The organism is Chryseosolibacter histidinae, from assembly GCF_018598225.1.
In the GTDB taxonomy this organism is placed as follows: Bacteria; Bacteroidota; Bacteroidia; order Cytophagales; family Cyclobacteriaceae; genus Chryseosolibacter; species Chryseosolibacter histidini.
The window spans coordinates 1-14,825 of the sequence record NZ_JAHESF010000037.1 but is presented as its reverse complement, the minus strand read 5'-3'; the positions used below and the strand labels follow the sequence as shown (position 1 = coordinate 14,825).

Below are 14,825 nucleotides of genomic sequence, written 5' to 3'. Positions count from 1 at the left end.
CTCTTGTCTCTCCATGGAATTTTCTATTTTACATGGTATGAGAACACTGCAATCCTCCACGGCTAAGGTTCTTTTTGCCCTTGCCTGCTGTGCTGTATCACTTTCGACTTCAGCACAAAAAAAAGTTGATGTCTTACTTCCTGTTCGGGGCTTCTGCATTGCAGCACCACGGCCACAGCAACTGGACCCGTTCATCAAATTCATAGGCGAAGAGCTTGCACCCCGCCACGTGAACACATTGATCTTACGCGTCGACTTCAATTACCAGTTCACGTCGCATCCCGAGCTGCGCGACAGCATTGCGCTCTCGAAAGCCGATGTTAAAAAGATCGTGGCCATCGCAAAAAAACACAACATCCGGCTGATCCCGCAGATCAACCTGCTCGGGCACCAGTCGTGGGCCAGTCAAACCCACAAGCTGCTCGAAAAATATCCGCAGTTCGATGAAACGCCGCATGTGAAGATGCCGGCAAAATATGAGTGGCCCAATGCCGACGGCCTCTACTGCAAGAGTTACTGCCCGTTGCATCCCGATGTTCACAAAGTTGTTTTCGAGATCGTGGATGAGATCTGCGACGTCTTCGAAGCCAATGCTTTTCATGCCGGTATGGATGAAGTGTTTTACCTCGGCGACGACAAGTGTCCGCGTTGTTCCGGCCGCGATAAAGCCGAGCTGTTTGCCGGCGAAGTCAAAACCGTTCGCGATCATCTTCAGCAGAAGAACAGGCAGCTCTGGATCTGGGGCGACAGGCTCATCGACGGAAAAACCACCGGGCTGGGCATGTGGGAAGCCAGCATGAACAATACACACAGGGCCGTTGACCTGATCCCCAAAGACGTGATGATCTGCGACTGGCATTACGAACGCGCCGATAAAACCGCAGTCTATTTTGCCATGAAGGGCTTTAAGGTTGTTACCTGCCCGTGGAGAACTCCTTCCGTTGCCTCCGCGCAGCTCAGTGATATGCTCAACTACAGGCAGACCGCCACAACCGAGATGAAAGAGAATTTTCAGGGTATGGTACAAACCGTGTGGTCTGATCCGGCTTCATTCATGGAAGAATTTTATGGCCGGAAAAAAGATGCGTTGGGCGGCGAGAACACCTCTGGAAACTGTTTCAAGGTTCTCTACGATGGTATTGCAACCCTCAACAAATAACGGCCTTTCAAACGATAACACGTCGAAGTCGTCTCAATAACGGACAAGGCTACTGGCCGTTCGGGCAAGTGTGAGATACGAAATACGAAGTACGAAGTAGAGACAGCGAAATAAGGGTATTTACGTACTTCGTACCTCGTATCCCGTACCCTGAACTACTGAATTTGCAACGCATGGTTTACAATTCAATTTAACGGCTGTATCTTGCGCGCGCTTTGACCCCCTCTGAGAAAGCTTGGATCTTTCCCATGACCTTATGTTTAAACATAGGTTTTAGGAGGAGATGAAACAGGACGCCATATGACCAAGCTTCTTTTCTACACCCTGCACAAAGAACGTTTCGTTTTTTCGCTGAGTACAACATTTAAATTTGTTGTTGCCGGCATCTTGTGGGTAGTGTTGTCTGATCTTGCACTCTTCATTTTTCACACGCCGGGCACGGATCATTTTTCACTGTTCCACCTGGGCGTGTTAAAGGGGATCTGTTTTGTGGTGGCCATGGGCATTATTTTCTTTTTTATACTGCAGCAGCACCGTCACGCGCAAACCACCATCGATCGCCAGGACTTCTTCAGGCGAAATCCTCTGCCGATGTGGATCTACAACCTGGAGACCATGCGTTTCCTGGAAGTGAACGAGGCTGCGTTGATCATGTATGGTTATTCCCGCAAGGAATTTTTGTCCATGACCGTAGACCAGATCCGGCCCACGGAAGACCTGTCAAGGATGCAGGACGCCATCGGTCAGCTGCAACGTGGCCACAGGTTGCTGGGACAATGGCAGCACATCCGCAAAGACGGCACCCTGCTTCACGTTGAAGTATCCGCCTATTCCATCCTCTACAATAACCAGCATGCCGGGCTCATCATGAGCAACGATATCACCAACCAGGTGAAGGCCGAAGAAGAGCTGAAGATCGCTAAAATGGAGTTCGAGAGAAAGCTGCTCGACAGAACCGCCGCGCTTTCGCTCGTGAACAAAGAGCTTGAGGTGCGCATCCGGGAGATCAACACCACCAACGACGACCTCATAGACCTCAATACCCTGTTGCTGAATAACAACCGTACACTTGCCGTGCAGTCGTCTACCCAGCTGCGTGAAAAAACAGAGCAGATCCGCAGATTAATGGAACAGGTCAGCGATTGTGTGTGGTCATTTGACCTTACGGGAAAAGGAGACGACCATGTAAGCCGCGCTGCGTTGACATTCTTCGGCGTGGGCAAAGACCAGGTAATGGATTGTCCTAACTTCTGGCTTTCATACATCGCGGCAGAAGACAGGAGCAATGTTACAGAAAAGCTGGGCAGGCTGGAGCATGATCACTGTGCCGAATTCTGCTACCGCATCGCCGCCGGCCCGGAGCAAAGAAAGGTGCGGCAAACCATCAACATCATTCACGACGACGAGGGGAATCCCGCAAGGATGGAAAACTTTGTGGCAATGGTCCCCGAGACGGCATAAAAAAAGGCCCGCTATTGCAGACCTTTGTGGGGAGAATTCCGTGGAGAATATCGGAGTCGAACCGATGACCTCTTCCATGCCATGGAAGCGCTCTAGCCAGCTGAGCTAATCCCCCGTAACAGGGTGCAAATATATTCCAAATTAGGAACCAGACAAAAGGGTATTTTCTGCCAGCGCACGAATTTTTCTTACCTTTTCGGGGTCCACGGTCCGCAGCCTGAATTCCGAACCCTCATCCGAGCCCATTCCGGCAATCTGGGGGTTCCTGAACTGCATAGCGCTTTCTTTGGTGGCCACCGCCGAAAAATGGATCTCTTTTACCCGGGATTTGGCAACGATCTCTTCTACCGTATTTTCGTTTACGCCCGACCCTGCCATGATAGTGATACGGCCGTTCGCTCTTTTCACCAGTTCTCCCAGTAATTCGGCTCCTTTGATGGCCTGTGGCTGCTGGCCCGAGGTCAGGATCCTGTCAAAACCAACTTCAATACAATCTTCCAGCGCCTGGAATGGGTCTTTCGCCATATCAAACGCCCGGTGGCAGGTCACTTTCAGCGGCCGCGCTTTTTCGACCAGCTCCCGGCAACGCTTTTTATCGATGGTCCCATCGGCGTTGAGGATGCCTAACACCACGCCGTCCACACTCAGCTTCTGACACTGGTAGATATCGCGTTTCATGGCGTGAAACTCATAGCTCGAATAATGAAAATCACCTCCGCGCGGACGGATCATCACAAACACATCGATGCTCAGGTTTTGCCGCACCACCTCGATGGTACCGAATGAAGGGGTGGTACCTCCTTCGCCAGGGTTATCACAAAGCTCGATGCGGTCTGCACCGCCCTCCTGCGCCTTCAGGGCGGAGACGATATTGTAAACTACGATCTCAACAGTCATCAGAAATTGCTTTTGGCGTCGAACAGCTTGTTACCGCTGTTGTCGTGGCGGGCAAATGTAAAACCTTTTTGCAGGCAATAAGCGCCATATTCACCGTTCTTGTTCAGGGCCAGAAATCCGACCTGAACGTCTTTTGCTTTCGCAGGATTTTTTTTCAGGATGCGCTCAACGGCCAGCTTGCACGCCTGCTCGGGAGAATTTCCCTGGCGCATGAGCTCCACCACAAGGTGACAGCCTACGATCCTCACCACTTCTTCACCCACACCGGTGGCGGTAGCGGCGCCTACTTCATTATCAACATACAGACCTGCGCCGATGATGGGCGAATCACCAACCCTGCCGTGCATCTTGAAGGCCATGCCACTAGTGGTACAGGCACCTGACAGATTACCATTGGCGTCGAGCGCTATGATACCGATGGTGTCGTGGTTTTCGATGTTGATCACCGGTTTGTATTCCGACTTCTTCTTCCACTCCTTCCACGCTTTTTCTGACTCGGGCGTGAGCAGATTTTTTTTCTTGAATCCATTGGCCAGCGCAAATTGCAACGCGCCTTCACCGGCCAATATCACGTGAGGTGTTTTTTCCATCACGGCACGCGCTACTGATACAGCGTGTACAACGTGCTCGAGACAGATCACCGAGCCACAATTGCCAAGCTCATCCATAATGCAGGCATCGAGCGTAACATGACCATCGCGATCGGGCAGACCACCATAACCTACCGTCACCTCCGTTGGATCTGCTTCAGGTACTTTGGCACCGGCTTCAACAGCATCCAGCGCACGTCCGCCCGCAGACAGGATCTTCCACGCTGCTACATTGGCGGCCATACCAAAATTCCAGGTAGAAAGAACAATGGGTTTATGCTGCTGCACCTGCCCCGCCAGCAGCTGTGGCGATGAAAGAAGCGAAGTGCCTAACGCAGAAAGCTGAATGAATTTTCTCCGTGATGTCATGACCGAAAGTTAAAAGTTTCAGGTTAGAAGTTTCAAGTTACGAGTTTAAAGTTGGGGAAGATTTCACTCCGTGTGTCCGTGTGTGGGGGATGCCTGGCTTCGTTAGCCGAGGCTTCTTCGGTTGATGTTAGATCCCACTACGATAATAGCGCGGGTAGGTTGCCAGTTGCCTGTTGCCAGTTACCGGGTATACTGGTGTATGAAACTCCTTTGTTCTAACGATTCAAGGAGACTGAAAATCGTGTTGATTGAACTCCTCCAACTGGCAACCGGTAACTGGCAACCGGCAACCATCCTCCCTGAATTCAGGGATCACCTAACTTTAAACTTTAAACCTGAAACTTCAAACCCAACTAACTATTCAATAACTCTTCTCGCTCCTCGAAACCGCTTCTGATAGTATTCCGCAAAAATGTTTGTCTCCACCACACCGAGCGAAGACGAGGCGTGAATGAACTTCACGTTGTCTTTGTCTTTCGTATCTGTAACCAGTCCTACGTGTGTGATCCTCCTTCTCTTCTTGCCCGTGGCAAAAAACACAAGGTCGCCCGGCTCCAGGTCTTTGAGCTTCACTTCTTTGCCGATCTTGCTCTGTGCTTCTGAGCTTCTGGGCAGGTCCAGCGCGATCACCTTAAAGGAATTCATCAGCAATCCTGAGCAATCCATGCCTGAGCGGGTTGTTCCGCCATACTTGTAAGGTGTACCTGTGTAGCTGCGTGCCGCGATGATCACCTTCTCAATTTTCTCCTCTCTCACTGTCATTTTTCTGGATGACGCACACGATACCAGAAAAACTGTTACTGCAAAAAGCACAGTAAAAAGAAGCTTTTGATTAATTTTGAATCGAAAAAACAGCTTCATAACAAGTCTAAAAAGTATTCAAATATATCCAATTCATGGCATTTGCAGAAGTTTCCACGGATCTCATCAGCCAGTTTGAGACGATAGTCGGCGAAGAAAACGTGATCATTGACCCGGAAAAGCGCTACAATTATTCACATGACGAAACAGAAGACTATTCGTTTCTGCCCGATGTGGTACTAAAACCGGGAACGCCCGAAGAGATCAGCCGGATCATGAAGCTTTGCAATCAGCACCTGATCCCTGTAACACCCCGCGGTGGCGGCACAGGCCTGAGCGGTGGCGCATTACCCGTGCAGAACGGCGTGGTGATCTCCATGGAACGTTTCAACAAAATATTAAACATCGACGAACTGAACCTTCAGGCTACTGTTGAACCCGGCGTGATCACCGAGGTGTTTCAGAATGCCGTGAAAGAAAAAGGGCTGTTCTACCCGCCCGACCCCGCAAGCCGTGGCTCCTGTTTCATCGGCGGCAACGTCTCCGAGAATAGCGGCGGTCCCAAGGCCGTGAAGTACGGCGTCACCCGCGATTACGTGCTGAACCTCGAAGTAGTGCTGCCTACCGGCGACATCATCTGGACCGGTGCCAACGTGCTCAAGAACTCAACCGGGTATAACCTCACCCAACTCATGTGCGGCAGCGAAGGTACGCTGGGCATCATCACCAAGATCGTATTCAAGCTGAGGGGCATCCCCCAGAAATCAGTGTTGCTGCTGATGCCTTTCATTACTAACGAAGAAGCTTGCAAAGCTATTGCAGAGATCTTCAGGGCCGGTGTAAATCCTTCGGGCATGGAATTCTTCGAACGCGAAGCGGCCATGAAGACCATCGACTACTGCGAAAAGATCTACGCCGCCAAAGTAACCACACCGTTCCCCGAGAACATGGATGCTTACCTGTTGTGCGAGCTCGATGGCAACGACGATGAAGTGCTGATGCGCGAAGCCGAAGCGGTGATGAGTGTGGTGGAAAAATTTCAGGCAGGCGAGATCCTCTTCGCCGACACGGCAGCCCAGAAGGAAGAGCTCTGGAAGATCAGAAAAAATATTTCTCCCGGTGTGAACGCCTATTCACTCACCAAGGCAGAAGATGTTGTGGTGCCACGCGCCAGTCTTCCGAAGCTTATTGTAGGGATCAAGGAGATCGGTAAACGTTACGGATTCAACTCTGTATGCTATGGCCACATCGGCGATGGCAACCTGCACGTGAACGTGATGAAAGAGCAGATCAGCGACGAGGACTGGAACACCAAGATCAACGACGGCATCGGCGAGATCTTCAAGCTCACGGTGAGCCTGGGCGGAACACTCTCCGGCGAACACGGCATCGGTATCGCCAAAAGGCCTTACATGCCCATCGCCATGAGAGAAGCCAACCTTACCCTCATGCGCGGCATCAAAAAAGCTTTTGACCCTAACGGGATATTGAATCCGGGGAAGATCTTTTAAATGGTCCGCGGTCCACAGACGAGTTGTTTGGGAGGCGCCTAACCGTACCTCGTAATTCGTACCTCGTACCTGGAACAAGAGCTGAGAAGCAGCACAGCACTGCCGTGGACCGTCGACAGTGGACTGTGGACTATTTTAACTATTTTCAGGCTGTACAATAACCTACATCATGAGAAAACCGATCTACCTTTTTTCATTCATCGCGGTTCTGGCCGCTTGCCTGCCTGCTAAACAGGATGAATCATCATCAGAACAAAAGCAGGACACAACTGCTGTGGTAAGCGATGCCTCGGCCGCCAACCAGCTCACGGATCAGCAAAAAGCCGAAGGATGGAAATTGCTCTTCAACGGGCAAAACATGGAGGGCTGGCGCAACTTCAAGGGCATCGAGAACAACAGCTGGGAAGTAGTGGACGGAACATTGCACTGCAAGCCCAAAGATCAGGCTGATAAACGGGGCGATATCATGACCGCTGACCAGTATGCCAACTTCGAGCTGGCCTTTCAGTGGAAGATCGCTGCACAAGCCAACAGTGGTGTGATCTACCGGGCAACAGAAGAATTTGACAGGCCTTATTTGTCAGGACCGGAATACCAGCTCATCGATGACACGGGGTATCCCGGCGAGCTGAAACCTGCGCAGAAGACAGGCTCCAACTACGATATGCACGCAGCCCCTGCAGACAAACAGTTGAACCCCGCCGGCGAGTGGAACGACACACGCATTGTAGTGAATGGCAACCACGTTGAGCACTGGCTGAACGGCGCAAAGCTCGTGGAATATGAGTTCGGCTCACCCGAATGGAAAAAACTGAAAGAAGGCAGCAAGTGGAAAGATGCCAAAGGTTACGGCATGGCACAATCCGGCCACGTAGACCTGCAGGACCATGGCGGTGAAGTGTGGTTCAAAAACATCATGATCAAAACGTTGTAAGAGTCCACGGTCGACGGTCCACAGTCCACAGTTAGACCCATCTCTGCATCAGCATATGGTGTTAAGGGCGCCAGGAATTGGACATGAGACATTAGGGCACCCATTGATCAAAGGCCCAAACACCCGGTGCTGCCGTGGACTGTCGACTGTGGACCGTGGACTAATTCAAGTAATAAAAGCTCCCAAATAGTCGCCCTCCGCAAGCCATAACTTTTTAACTTGCCCCATTAAAGCATCATCACATGTGCGGCATCACCGGCATCCTGGCATTTAACCTTGTTGGCAAGTTCAACAAGATCCACGTTACAGCCGCTACTATGTCGCTGGAGAAACGGGGACCCGATTACCAGGATATCTACATAGATGAATGGGTAGGTCTCGGGCACCGCAGGCTGTCCATCATCGATACTTCTTCAGTAGCGCATCAGCCCATGTGGGATGAGTCGAAACGCTACTGCATCGTTTTTAATGGCGAGATCTTCAACTACCGCGAGCTGAAAAAGGATCTGCTCGATAAAGGCGTAACGTTCTTTTCGCAGTCAGACACCGAAGTGCTGCTCAAGCTCTACCTCCATTATGGGGAACAATGTCTGGCGAAGCTGAACGGATTCTTTGCGTTCTGCATCTACGACAAACAACAGCAAACTTTTTTCGTAGCCCGCGACCGGTACGGCATCAAACCCCTGCTCTACCTGTACGATGACGACAAGTTCATCTTCGCGTCTGAGATGAAGACCATGCTGAAGTATGGCATCGACAGGCCACTGGACTACAGCTCCCTCCATTCTTACCTCCAGCTGAACTACATCCCTGCCCCTGACACCATTTTCACCACGGTGAAAAAGCTTTTACCGGGCCACTACCTGAAGGTGGGCAACAAAAAGCTGAGCGAAGGAAAATATTACGACATCCCCTATTCTTCCGGCGAAGCTGAATCGAATCCCCTGTCGTATGACCAGGCCCGTGAAAAGCTGAAGACGCTGCTCGAAGCTTCTGTGCAGCGCAGGCTTGTGGCCGATGTTCCGCTCGGCGCTTTCCTGAGTGGTGGTATCGATTCTTCTGTGGTCACGGCGCTGGCCAGCAAACACAAACCCGATCTTCACACTTTTTCCATCGGCTTCCGCGACGAAAAATTCTTCGACGAGACCGAATATGCACGCCTGGTGGCGAAACAGTTCAATACAGAACACACCGTCTTCTCACTGACCAATGACGACCTGTATGCGCATGTGAGCTCCATCCTGGATTACATCGATGAGCCGTTTGCCGACTCCTCTGCCATCAACGTTTACATCCTCAGCAAAGAAACGCGCAAGCACGCCACGGTAGCGTTATCCGGCGACGGCGCCGATGAGCTGCTGGGAGGATATAACAAACACGCCGCCTTCTATAGCATGGCCCACCCGGGATTGAAAGAAAACGTGGTGAGTGCGCTGCATCCGTTGTGGAAAGTGTTACCGCAGTCGCGCAACGGTGCGTTCTCGAACAAGCTGCGTCAGGCTGCACGATTCGCCGAAGGAGCAAGACTTTCACCTGCGGCACGGTACTGGCGCTGGGCATCGTACGCCACAGAGAATGGCGCGTATGAGCTTTTCAGCGCAGCGTCGCAGGAAAAATTTCACCGGCAGGAATACGAGTCCAGGAAACAGGCCCTGATGCAAACCGTGCCGGACCACCACACCATGAACGATATTCTGCTCACAGACATGAAGGTGGTGCTCCCGAACGACATGCTCACAAAAGTAGACCTCATGAGCATGGCGAATGGACTGGAAGTACGCGTGCCCTTCCTCGATTACGAAGTGGTGAACTTTGCCTTCAGCCTGCCTTCGCATTACAAGATCAACAAAAGCATGCGCAAGAGAATTCTTCAGGATGCTTACCGCGATGTGCTGCCGGCGAAGCTTTACAATCGCCCAAAGAAGGGTTTCGAAGTGCCGCTGCTGAAGTGGTTCAGAAAAGAGATGCGATCGCTCATCATGGACGACCTGCTCGCCCAAAAGAAGATCGAAGAGCAGGGCATCTTCAATTACGCCGCCATCGACAAACTAAAACGTCAGCTTTTCTCATCCAACCCGGGAGATGTACATGCCAGGATCTGGGGACTGATCGTGTTTCAGTGGTGGAGGAGGAGGTTTGAGGTATGAAGTTTGAAGTTACAAGTTTAAGGTTTAAAGTTGAGAACCCGATTAACGGGCAGTTTCAACTTTCGCAAGCCGGGTCAAAACACAGGCTATAACAAAGTAATCCACACGTGAACGTGGCAACTTTAAACTTCAAACCTTAAACTTTAAACTTGACCCGTCTGCATCCAAAACCGAACTTTGAACGCCTAAACACCACTGAATAAGAAAATGAAAACTATCCTAAAACTCGAAGAAGCGCTCCAACTCATCTTCGCTGCATACCTGAGCACGCTTCTGCCATTTGCGTGGTGGTGGTATTGGGTGTTGTTCCTTACGCCTGACGTAAGCATGATCGGTTATGTGCTCAACACGAGGGTCGGCGCCTTCACCTACAACCTGTTTCATCACAAGGGCGTTGCGCTGGCCATTTACATTTTCGGCATTGCCCTCAATTTCCACGAAGTTCAGTTCGTGGGACTGCTGTTATTCGGCCACAGCGCCTTTGACAGGCTGCTGGGCTACGGATTAAAATACGCTGATAGTTTTCAGAATACGCACCTGGGCCGGATCGGCAAAGCCTGAGGTCACATCTTATTTCATCTTCGCCCTTCGCTCCTTCACTTCCCTCCAGGTGGTGAGAATGATCTTCTCTTTCTCGATGTACTTTTTCAGCTCAGGGTCCATCATCGCCAGCAGGTCGCCTTTGCGGATGCGGCCGGAGTCTGAGATGTAGGGGAATACTTCTGAAGGCGAAGTGCAGTGCATGATCACCATGGTGAGGCCGGGTTTCAGCTGACCGATGGTCTCGATGTATTTTGAGGTGGCATACTTCTGGATCTGTGCATCGCTCAGGTTCTTCTCTTTGGAGTAATCGAAGCCATAGCTGACGTTGTGAAGGTCGTCGAGCACGGGCAGGCCTGCTTTCCAGAGCATCTCTCCCGTCTGTTTGATCTGGGCCCACGTGGCGGCGTCGGCATTGCGCGTTTGCATGATCATGGTGCTGTGGCCACCGGGAAACATCACCGGGATCTTGTTCTCGATGCCAACCTTGATGTAACGTTCCATGAACTGCGGTGTGGCGAACAGTGTGCCCATGTGTGAGTCAAGATGGGTGGGCTCGAAGCCGGCATCCCTTGCGCGCTGAAGCTGTGCGCGGATCTCTGCCTCCACTTCATCGGCGGAAGCATGGCTTACCACGTCATTCACGCTACGCCAAAGGGCACCTTCCGTATCAACCAACCCTGGGGCTGCAGGCTTACCTACCAGCGGACCCCAGCGATAATCTTTCCACTCTGATGTAAGGGTCAGGTGCAGCCCGGCATCTGTCTGCGGGTGCTCTTTCATGTAGTGAAGAAATCCCGGCACCCACGGGCATGGCATCATCACACTCAACGACGTGGCCACACCTTTCTCGATCGCATCCACCGCACCTTTGTTGGAATCCCACGACATGCCTACATCGTCCACATGCATGATCAGAACTTTGGAACCTTTCGGGAAACCGAGCTTTTCAGCGTAGGTGGGCTCCTGGGCAAAAGCCGCGCTGAAGCAACCACACAAACAAATGATCAGCAATAGCATGGTGATGTTGTTGGATCTCATAAGGGCGAATGGATTTGATACACATCTAAGGTAAGTAAAAACGGCCGCCCCCTCAATCACAAATCGCGTAATCTTCTCCTCACTTCATGCATCAACATTGTAAAAACGCCATGATCGTAGGGCGTGCGTTGCGTGCCAGAACGTGCGTGCCTCTTCGGTCTACAACTCGTGCACTTCGTTATATGGGGATTCTTCACTCCCTCCTGCTCCCGCACATTCCCCGTTCAGAATGACGGGCCTTTGGGTGGGCTTACTACTTACTCCTTACTACTTTCTAAACTTCCCCTTCTGACTCCTGGCTCCTGACTTCTAATTCTTAACCATAAATTTCATTCAGAATACCCGCTAACCTCACCCCTGCCTGGAGCAGTCGCTGCCTTACAATCGGCAAATACAGATAGGAGTACCGGTAGCCGAGGCGTCCGGCGCCGTAATCATAGACCTGTTTCTGATAGGCCTGGCTTTCGTTGGCCCACTCCCTGACGGTGGCTTTCTGCCATGTCTTGAATTCTGTGTCGGAGGGTTTATCGAGCGACTCGGCAAGCTCTGTGTAGCTGAGCTGCGTACCATCGATGATGTCGCTGTCCCACACGCGGTGTAGATTGCTGTCTACGCGGAACCACATGATCTTCACATCGTTTCCACCTTTGTCATTTTTTCCGCCAACATGCAGGGGCTGGTGAATGTCGCCTACCAAATGGATGAGGATCCTGATGCGTTGTGCCTGCTCCTGTGCGCTGAGCTTCTTTGATCTCAGCTCGCCGATGATGCGTTCCAGCGTCTGAATGATATCGCCATTGGGGTTCTTGGTGCTTTGCTCATAGTTCTGGTCATAAGGTATGGTCACCCAGTGCCAGTCGGTCATGTAATCGAATGTGGAGTCAGACCTCACTTCATCCATCCAGGTGCTGGCCATGGCCAGGGATTGGCCGTTGAGGATCTGTTCGACGGCCTTACGCGCTTTTTTGCTCAGGTATTTATTTGCGATCCAGCCTGTGGCACGGTGTCCTGTGGCTCCCCATCCGAAGGCCGAAAGAGAAAAAACGAAGCATAGTAAAAGTGAAGGAATGAACTTTTTCATAACCGTATAATATAAACGCCAATATCTTCAATTTCACCGCAACCCGGAATTGTTCACACATTATTTTACGTTTATATTTAAGTAAAAGCACGCATGGCCCAAACCGTAAAATTGACCGCCTTTCTGGTAGCCAATCAGCTTGATATCAAGGGCATTAAATCGTTTCTGGATATTAAGCCACTGGCAGACTCATCGTCTGAATTATTCTACGGGTTTGGCAGCGGCAAATACCAGCAATACTTTAATTACGGCGTGGTCGTTTTTACCGGGTATTCGGAAGAGGAGATGAAGTGGGGCATCAAGACCGTGCATGAATATCAGAAGAACCCGATCGTTGCATGGCTTCGCGATGAGTTCCAGATCCGTGTGGAAGAAGGCCGTGAGAACCTGTTCGAGTTCAACGAAGCCATCCTCGGCAAGCTTGATGAAAGGGTGATCCGCGTGGCGATGCTCAACCTGGCTCAGTCTGTGGCGCTGGATTACTACCACGGTGTGAGCGAGAACCTGCTCACGGAAGTGAAGGGCTTTGCCAATGAGCTGGAGCTTACCGGAAAGCTGAAGATCAGCCGCAAGAACATGCTGCGGTTCCTGGGTAAGGCACTGAACACACAGAACGATATCGCCGAGAATATCTATATCTTCGATGGACCGGACCTGGCCTGGGAAGACGAGTACCTCGACAAGCTTAACCAGGGGCTGATGAAACACTTCGACCTTCGCGTACGTTTCAGTGAGATCGAATATACGCTGCGCATCATCGAAGATAACCTGACTGTGTTTCGCGAGATCATCCACCAACGGGAAAGCAACACGTTAGAGTACATTATCATCATCCTGATCCTGGTAGAAGTTTTTGATTTATTGATCATCAAGATTCTGAATTTTTAATGAGAAAAGAGCTCTCTTTAGGCTTCGATATCCAAGCCCAGCCCGACGAGGTCACCTGCGGCCCCACCTGTCTCCACGCCCTCTACCAGTATTACAAGGATCCTGTGCCGCTGAAAGATGTGATCCGGGATGTGAAAAAACTGAAGACCGGTGGCACACTGGCCGTGATGCTGGGCAACCATGCCCTGAAGCGCGGCTACAAAGCCTATATCTACACATACAATCTGAACATCTTCGATCCCACCTGGTTCAAGCACTCTTCGAAAAAGATCGTGCAGTTCCTCAAAGAGCAGATGGAGTTCAAACACAAGCGCCGCAAGCTGCAGGTGGCATCGCAGGCCTATATCAAGTTCCTGGAGTCGGGTGGCGAGATCCGTTATGGCGAGCTGGATGAGAACCTGATCAAGGGATTTCTGAAACGCTCTGCGCCCATTCTCACAGGTTTGAGCGCCACGTATCTGTATGGCACCGCGCGCGAGATCCCGCAGTTCGATATTTATGATGCCATCAAGGGCGAACCCGCGGGCCATTTTGTGGTGATCACCGGCTACGACGAAGAAAAGAACTGTGTGTATATCGCCGATCCTATGGAACCCAACCCGCTGGGCAAAGGCCAGGTATACCCGGTGAGCTTCGTGCGGCTGATCAACAGCATCATGCTTGGCATCGTGACCTATGATGCCAACCTGCTGGTGATCGAACCAAAAAAATAACAGGGCTGGCATGATTACATTACGCCTACACACGTATTAATGCAGGGATATGCAAAAGCTTATCATCGTTGAAAATCCTGATCACTGGCGGTTCAACCTCTACGACGCAGAAGTTGTGTCGCCGGCCAAGTACATCTCCACAGAAACTTACCAGCAGTTCAAGGGCCTCAAGGTGATCAACCTCTGCAAGTCCTACCAGTATCAGAGCCTGGGCTATTACGTGTCGCTGCTGGCCGAAGCACGCAAACACAAAGTGCTGCCCGGCATCTCCACCATCCAGGACCTTCGCTTCCCTTCCATTCTCCGCGAAGACTTCGAAGATTTCGATGACCTCATCCAGACGTCGTTCAAAAATGAAAAACGCGACAAAGTTGAGTTCGACATCTATTTCGGCATCACCCAGCATGAGAATCTCAACAAGCTGGCCCGGCAGCTGTTCCAGTATGTACAGGCGCCCTGCCTCAGTGCCGCATTCTCCAAGAAGAACAAATGGGTGCTTCAGAGCATCAAGCCGCTCAGCCTCGGTGAAGTTCCCATAGAGGACCGGAGCCTGCTCAGGCTGGCCGTTGAAACCTACCTGCAGCGAAAGCGCGACCTGAAACCCGATAAGAAAAAATATGACCTGGCCATTCTTGTCGATCCCGAAGACCAGAATCCCCCCTCTGCCGCCCGGACGCGTATACACATCGGACG

General features: G+C 51.4%; 14 protein-coding genes and 1 tRNA gene. 9 read left to right on the top strand and 6 right to left on the bottom strand.

Annotated elements, in window-relative coordinates; all coding sequences use genetic code 11:
- Positions 1-37: 37 nt before the first annotated feature.
- Both KK083_RS25310 and KK083_RS25305 read left to right on the top strand, forming a co-directional pair.
- A complete protein-coding gene (locus tag KK083_RS25310) occupies positions 38-1,159 on the top strand; it encodes a family 20 glycosylhydrolase (RefSeq protein ID WP_254168681.1) in 1,122 nt (373 codons plus the stop codon).
- 300 nt (positions 1,160-1,459) lie between these two features.
- Positions 1,460-2,620, top strand: coding sequence for a PAS domain S-box protein (locus tag KK083_RS25305; RefSeq protein WP_254168679.1), 1,161 nt, complete (start codon positions 1,460-1,462; stop codon positions 2,618-2,620).
- A 41-nt stretch (positions 2,621-2,661) separates the two neighbouring features.
- Here KK083_RS25305 and KK083_RS25300 read toward each other — a convergent pair.
- From KK083_RS25300 to KK083_RS25285, 4 genes are all read right to left on the bottom strand, one after another.
- Positions 2,662-2,735 (bottom strand) — tRNA-Ala (locus tag KK083_RS25300).
- A gap of 26 nt (positions 2,736-2,761) precedes the next feature.
- Positions 2,762-3,517, bottom strand: a complete 756-nt coding sequence (locus KK083_RS25295; RefSeq protein WP_254168676.1) for a copper homeostasis protein CutC — start codon at positions 3,515-3,517, stop codon at positions 2,762-2,764.
- Positions 3,517-4,476, bottom strand: a complete 960-nt coding sequence (locus KK083_RS25290) for an isoaspartyl peptidase/L-asparaginase family protein (RefSeq protein WP_254168674.1) — start codon at positions 4,474-4,476, stop codon at positions 3,517-3,519. The genes KK083_RS25295 and KK083_RS25290 overlap by 1 nt, the downstream gene beginning before the upstream one ends.
- Before the next feature lie 357 nt (positions 4,477-4,833).
- On the bottom strand, positions 4,834-5,238 hold the full coding sequence (locus tag KK083_RS25285; protein ID WP_254168671.1) for a C40 family peptidase: 405 nt from the start codon (positions 5,236-5,238) through the stop codon (positions 4,834-4,836).
- 134 nt (positions 5,239-5,372) lie between these two features.
- Between KK083_RS25285 and KK083_RS25280 the strand changes: the two genes are divergently transcribed.
- From KK083_RS25280 to KK083_RS25265, 4 genes are all read left to right on the top strand, one after another.
- Positions 5,373-6,788, top strand: a complete 1,416-nt coding sequence (locus KK083_RS25280) for an FAD-binding oxidoreductase (RefSeq protein ID WP_254168669.1) — start codon at positions 5,373-5,375, stop codon at positions 6,786-6,788.
- Positions 6,789-6,957: 169 nt separating this feature from the next.
- A complete protein-coding gene (locus tag KK083_RS25275) occupies positions 6,958-7,722 on the top strand; it encodes a 3-keto-disaccharide hydrolase (RefSeq protein ID WP_254168667.1) in 765 nt (254 codons plus the stop codon).
- A gap of 242 nt (positions 7,723-7,964) precedes the next feature.
- A complete protein-coding gene (gene asnB, locus KK083_RS25270) occupies positions 7,965-9,869 on the top strand; it encodes an asparagine synthase (glutamine-hydrolyzing) (RefSeq protein WP_254168665.1) in 1,905 nt (634 codons plus the stop codon).
- Positions 9,870-10,076: 207 nt separating this feature from the next.
- Positions 10,077-10,430: a DUF4260 domain-containing protein gene (locus KK083_RS25265; protein ID WP_254168663.1), complete on the top strand. Its 354-nt coding sequence runs from the start codon at positions 10,077-10,079 to the stop codon at positions 10,428-10,430.
- Positions 10,431-10,439: 9 nt separating this feature from the next.
- Here KK083_RS25265 and KK083_RS25260 read toward each other — a convergent pair whose 3' ends face one another.
- Together KK083_RS25260 and KK083_RS25255 are read right to left on the bottom strand one after the other, a co-directional pair.
- Complete coding sequence (locus KK083_RS25260; RefSeq protein ID WP_438834731.1) at positions 10,440-11,450, bottom strand: polysaccharide deacetylase family protein; 1,011 nt, start codon at positions 11,448-11,450, stop codon at positions 10,440-10,442.
- A gap of 316 nt (positions 11,451-11,766) precedes the next feature.
- Positions 11,767-12,531 carry a S1/P1 nuclease gene (locus tag KK083_RS25255; protein WP_254168661.1) on the bottom strand — a complete coding sequence of 255 codons (765 nt, stop codon included), beginning with the start codon at positions 12,529-12,531 and terminating at the stop codon, positions 11,767-11,769.
- A gap of 93 nt (positions 12,532-12,624) precedes the next feature.
- Here KK083_RS25255 and KK083_RS25250 point away from each other — a divergent pair, with 93 nt between their 5' ends.
- The 3 genes from KK083_RS25250 to KK083_RS25240 form a co-directional block, all read left to right on the top strand.
- Complete coding sequence (locus KK083_RS25250) at positions 12,625-13,419, top strand: RMD1 family protein (RefSeq protein WP_254168659.1); 795 nt, start codon at positions 12,625-12,627, stop codon at positions 13,417-13,419.
- Positions 13,419-14,132: a C39 family peptidase gene (locus KK083_RS25245; protein ID WP_254168656.1), complete on the top strand. Its 714-nt coding sequence runs from the start codon at positions 13,419-13,421 to the stop codon at positions 14,130-14,132. The genes KK083_RS25250 and KK083_RS25245 overlap by 1 nt, the downstream gene beginning before the upstream one ends.
- 49 nt (positions 14,133-14,181) lie before the next feature.
- Positions 14,182-14,825 (top strand): RimK-like ATPgrasp N-terminal domain-containing protein (locus tag KK083_RS25240; protein WP_254168654.1); only part of this gene is annotated, 644 nt, incomplete at its 3' end.

Excerpts from the sequence above, each read along its gene's own strand:
- KK083_RS25255 (WP_254168661.1), bottom strand. The coding sequence starts at position 12,531 with ATGAAAAAGTTCATTCCTTCACTTTTACTATGCTTCGTTTTTTCTCTT.
- KK083_RS25295 (WP_254168676.1), bottom strand. The coding sequence starts at position 3,517 with ATGACTGTTGAGATCGTAGTTTACAATATCGTCTCCGCCCTGAAGGCG.
- KK083_RS25280 (WP_254168669.1), top strand. The coding sequence starts at position 5,373 with ATGGCATTTGCAGAAGTTTCCACGGATCTCATCAGCCAGTTTGAGACG.
- KK083_RS25245 (WP_254168656.1), top strand. The coding sequence starts at position 13,419 with ATGAGAAAAGAGCTCTCTTTAGGCTTCGATATCCAAGCCCAGCCCGAC.
- KK083_RS25310 (WP_254168681.1), top strand. The coding sequence starts at position 38 with ATGAGAACACTGCAATCCTCCACGGCTAAGGTTCTTTTTGCCCTTGCC.
- KK083_RS25285 (WP_254168671.1), bottom strand. The coding sequence starts at position 5,238 with ATGACAGTGAGAGAGGAGAAAATTGAGAAGGTGATCATCGCGGCACGC.
- asnB (WP_254168665.1), top strand. The coding sequence starts at position 7,965 with ATGTGCGGCATCACCGGCATCCTGGCATTTAACCTTGTTGGCAAGTTC.
- KK083_RS25275 (WP_254168667.1), top strand. The coding sequence starts at position 6,958 with ATGAGAAAACCGATCTACCTTTTTTCATTCATCGCGGTTCTGGCCGCT.
- KK083_RS25305 (WP_254168679.1), top strand. The coding sequence starts at position 1,460 with ATGACCAAGCTTCTTTTCTACACCCTGCACAAAGAACGTTTCGTTTTT.
- KK083_RS25250 (WP_254168659.1), top strand. The coding sequence starts at position 12,625 with ATGGCCCAAACCGTAAAATTGACCGCCTTTCTGGTAGCCAATCAGCTT.
- KK083_RS25265 (WP_254168663.1), top strand. The coding sequence starts at position 10,077 with ATGAAAACTATCCTAAAACTCGAAGAAGCGCTCCAACTCATCTTCGCT.
- KK083_RS25290 (WP_254168674.1), bottom strand. The coding sequence starts at position 4,476 with ATGACATCACGGAGAAAATTCATTCAGCTTTCTGCGTTAGGCACTTCG.
- KK083_RS25260 (WP_438834731.1), bottom strand. The coding sequence starts at position 11,450 with ATGAGATCCAACAACATCACCATGCTATTGCTGATCATTTGTTTGTGT.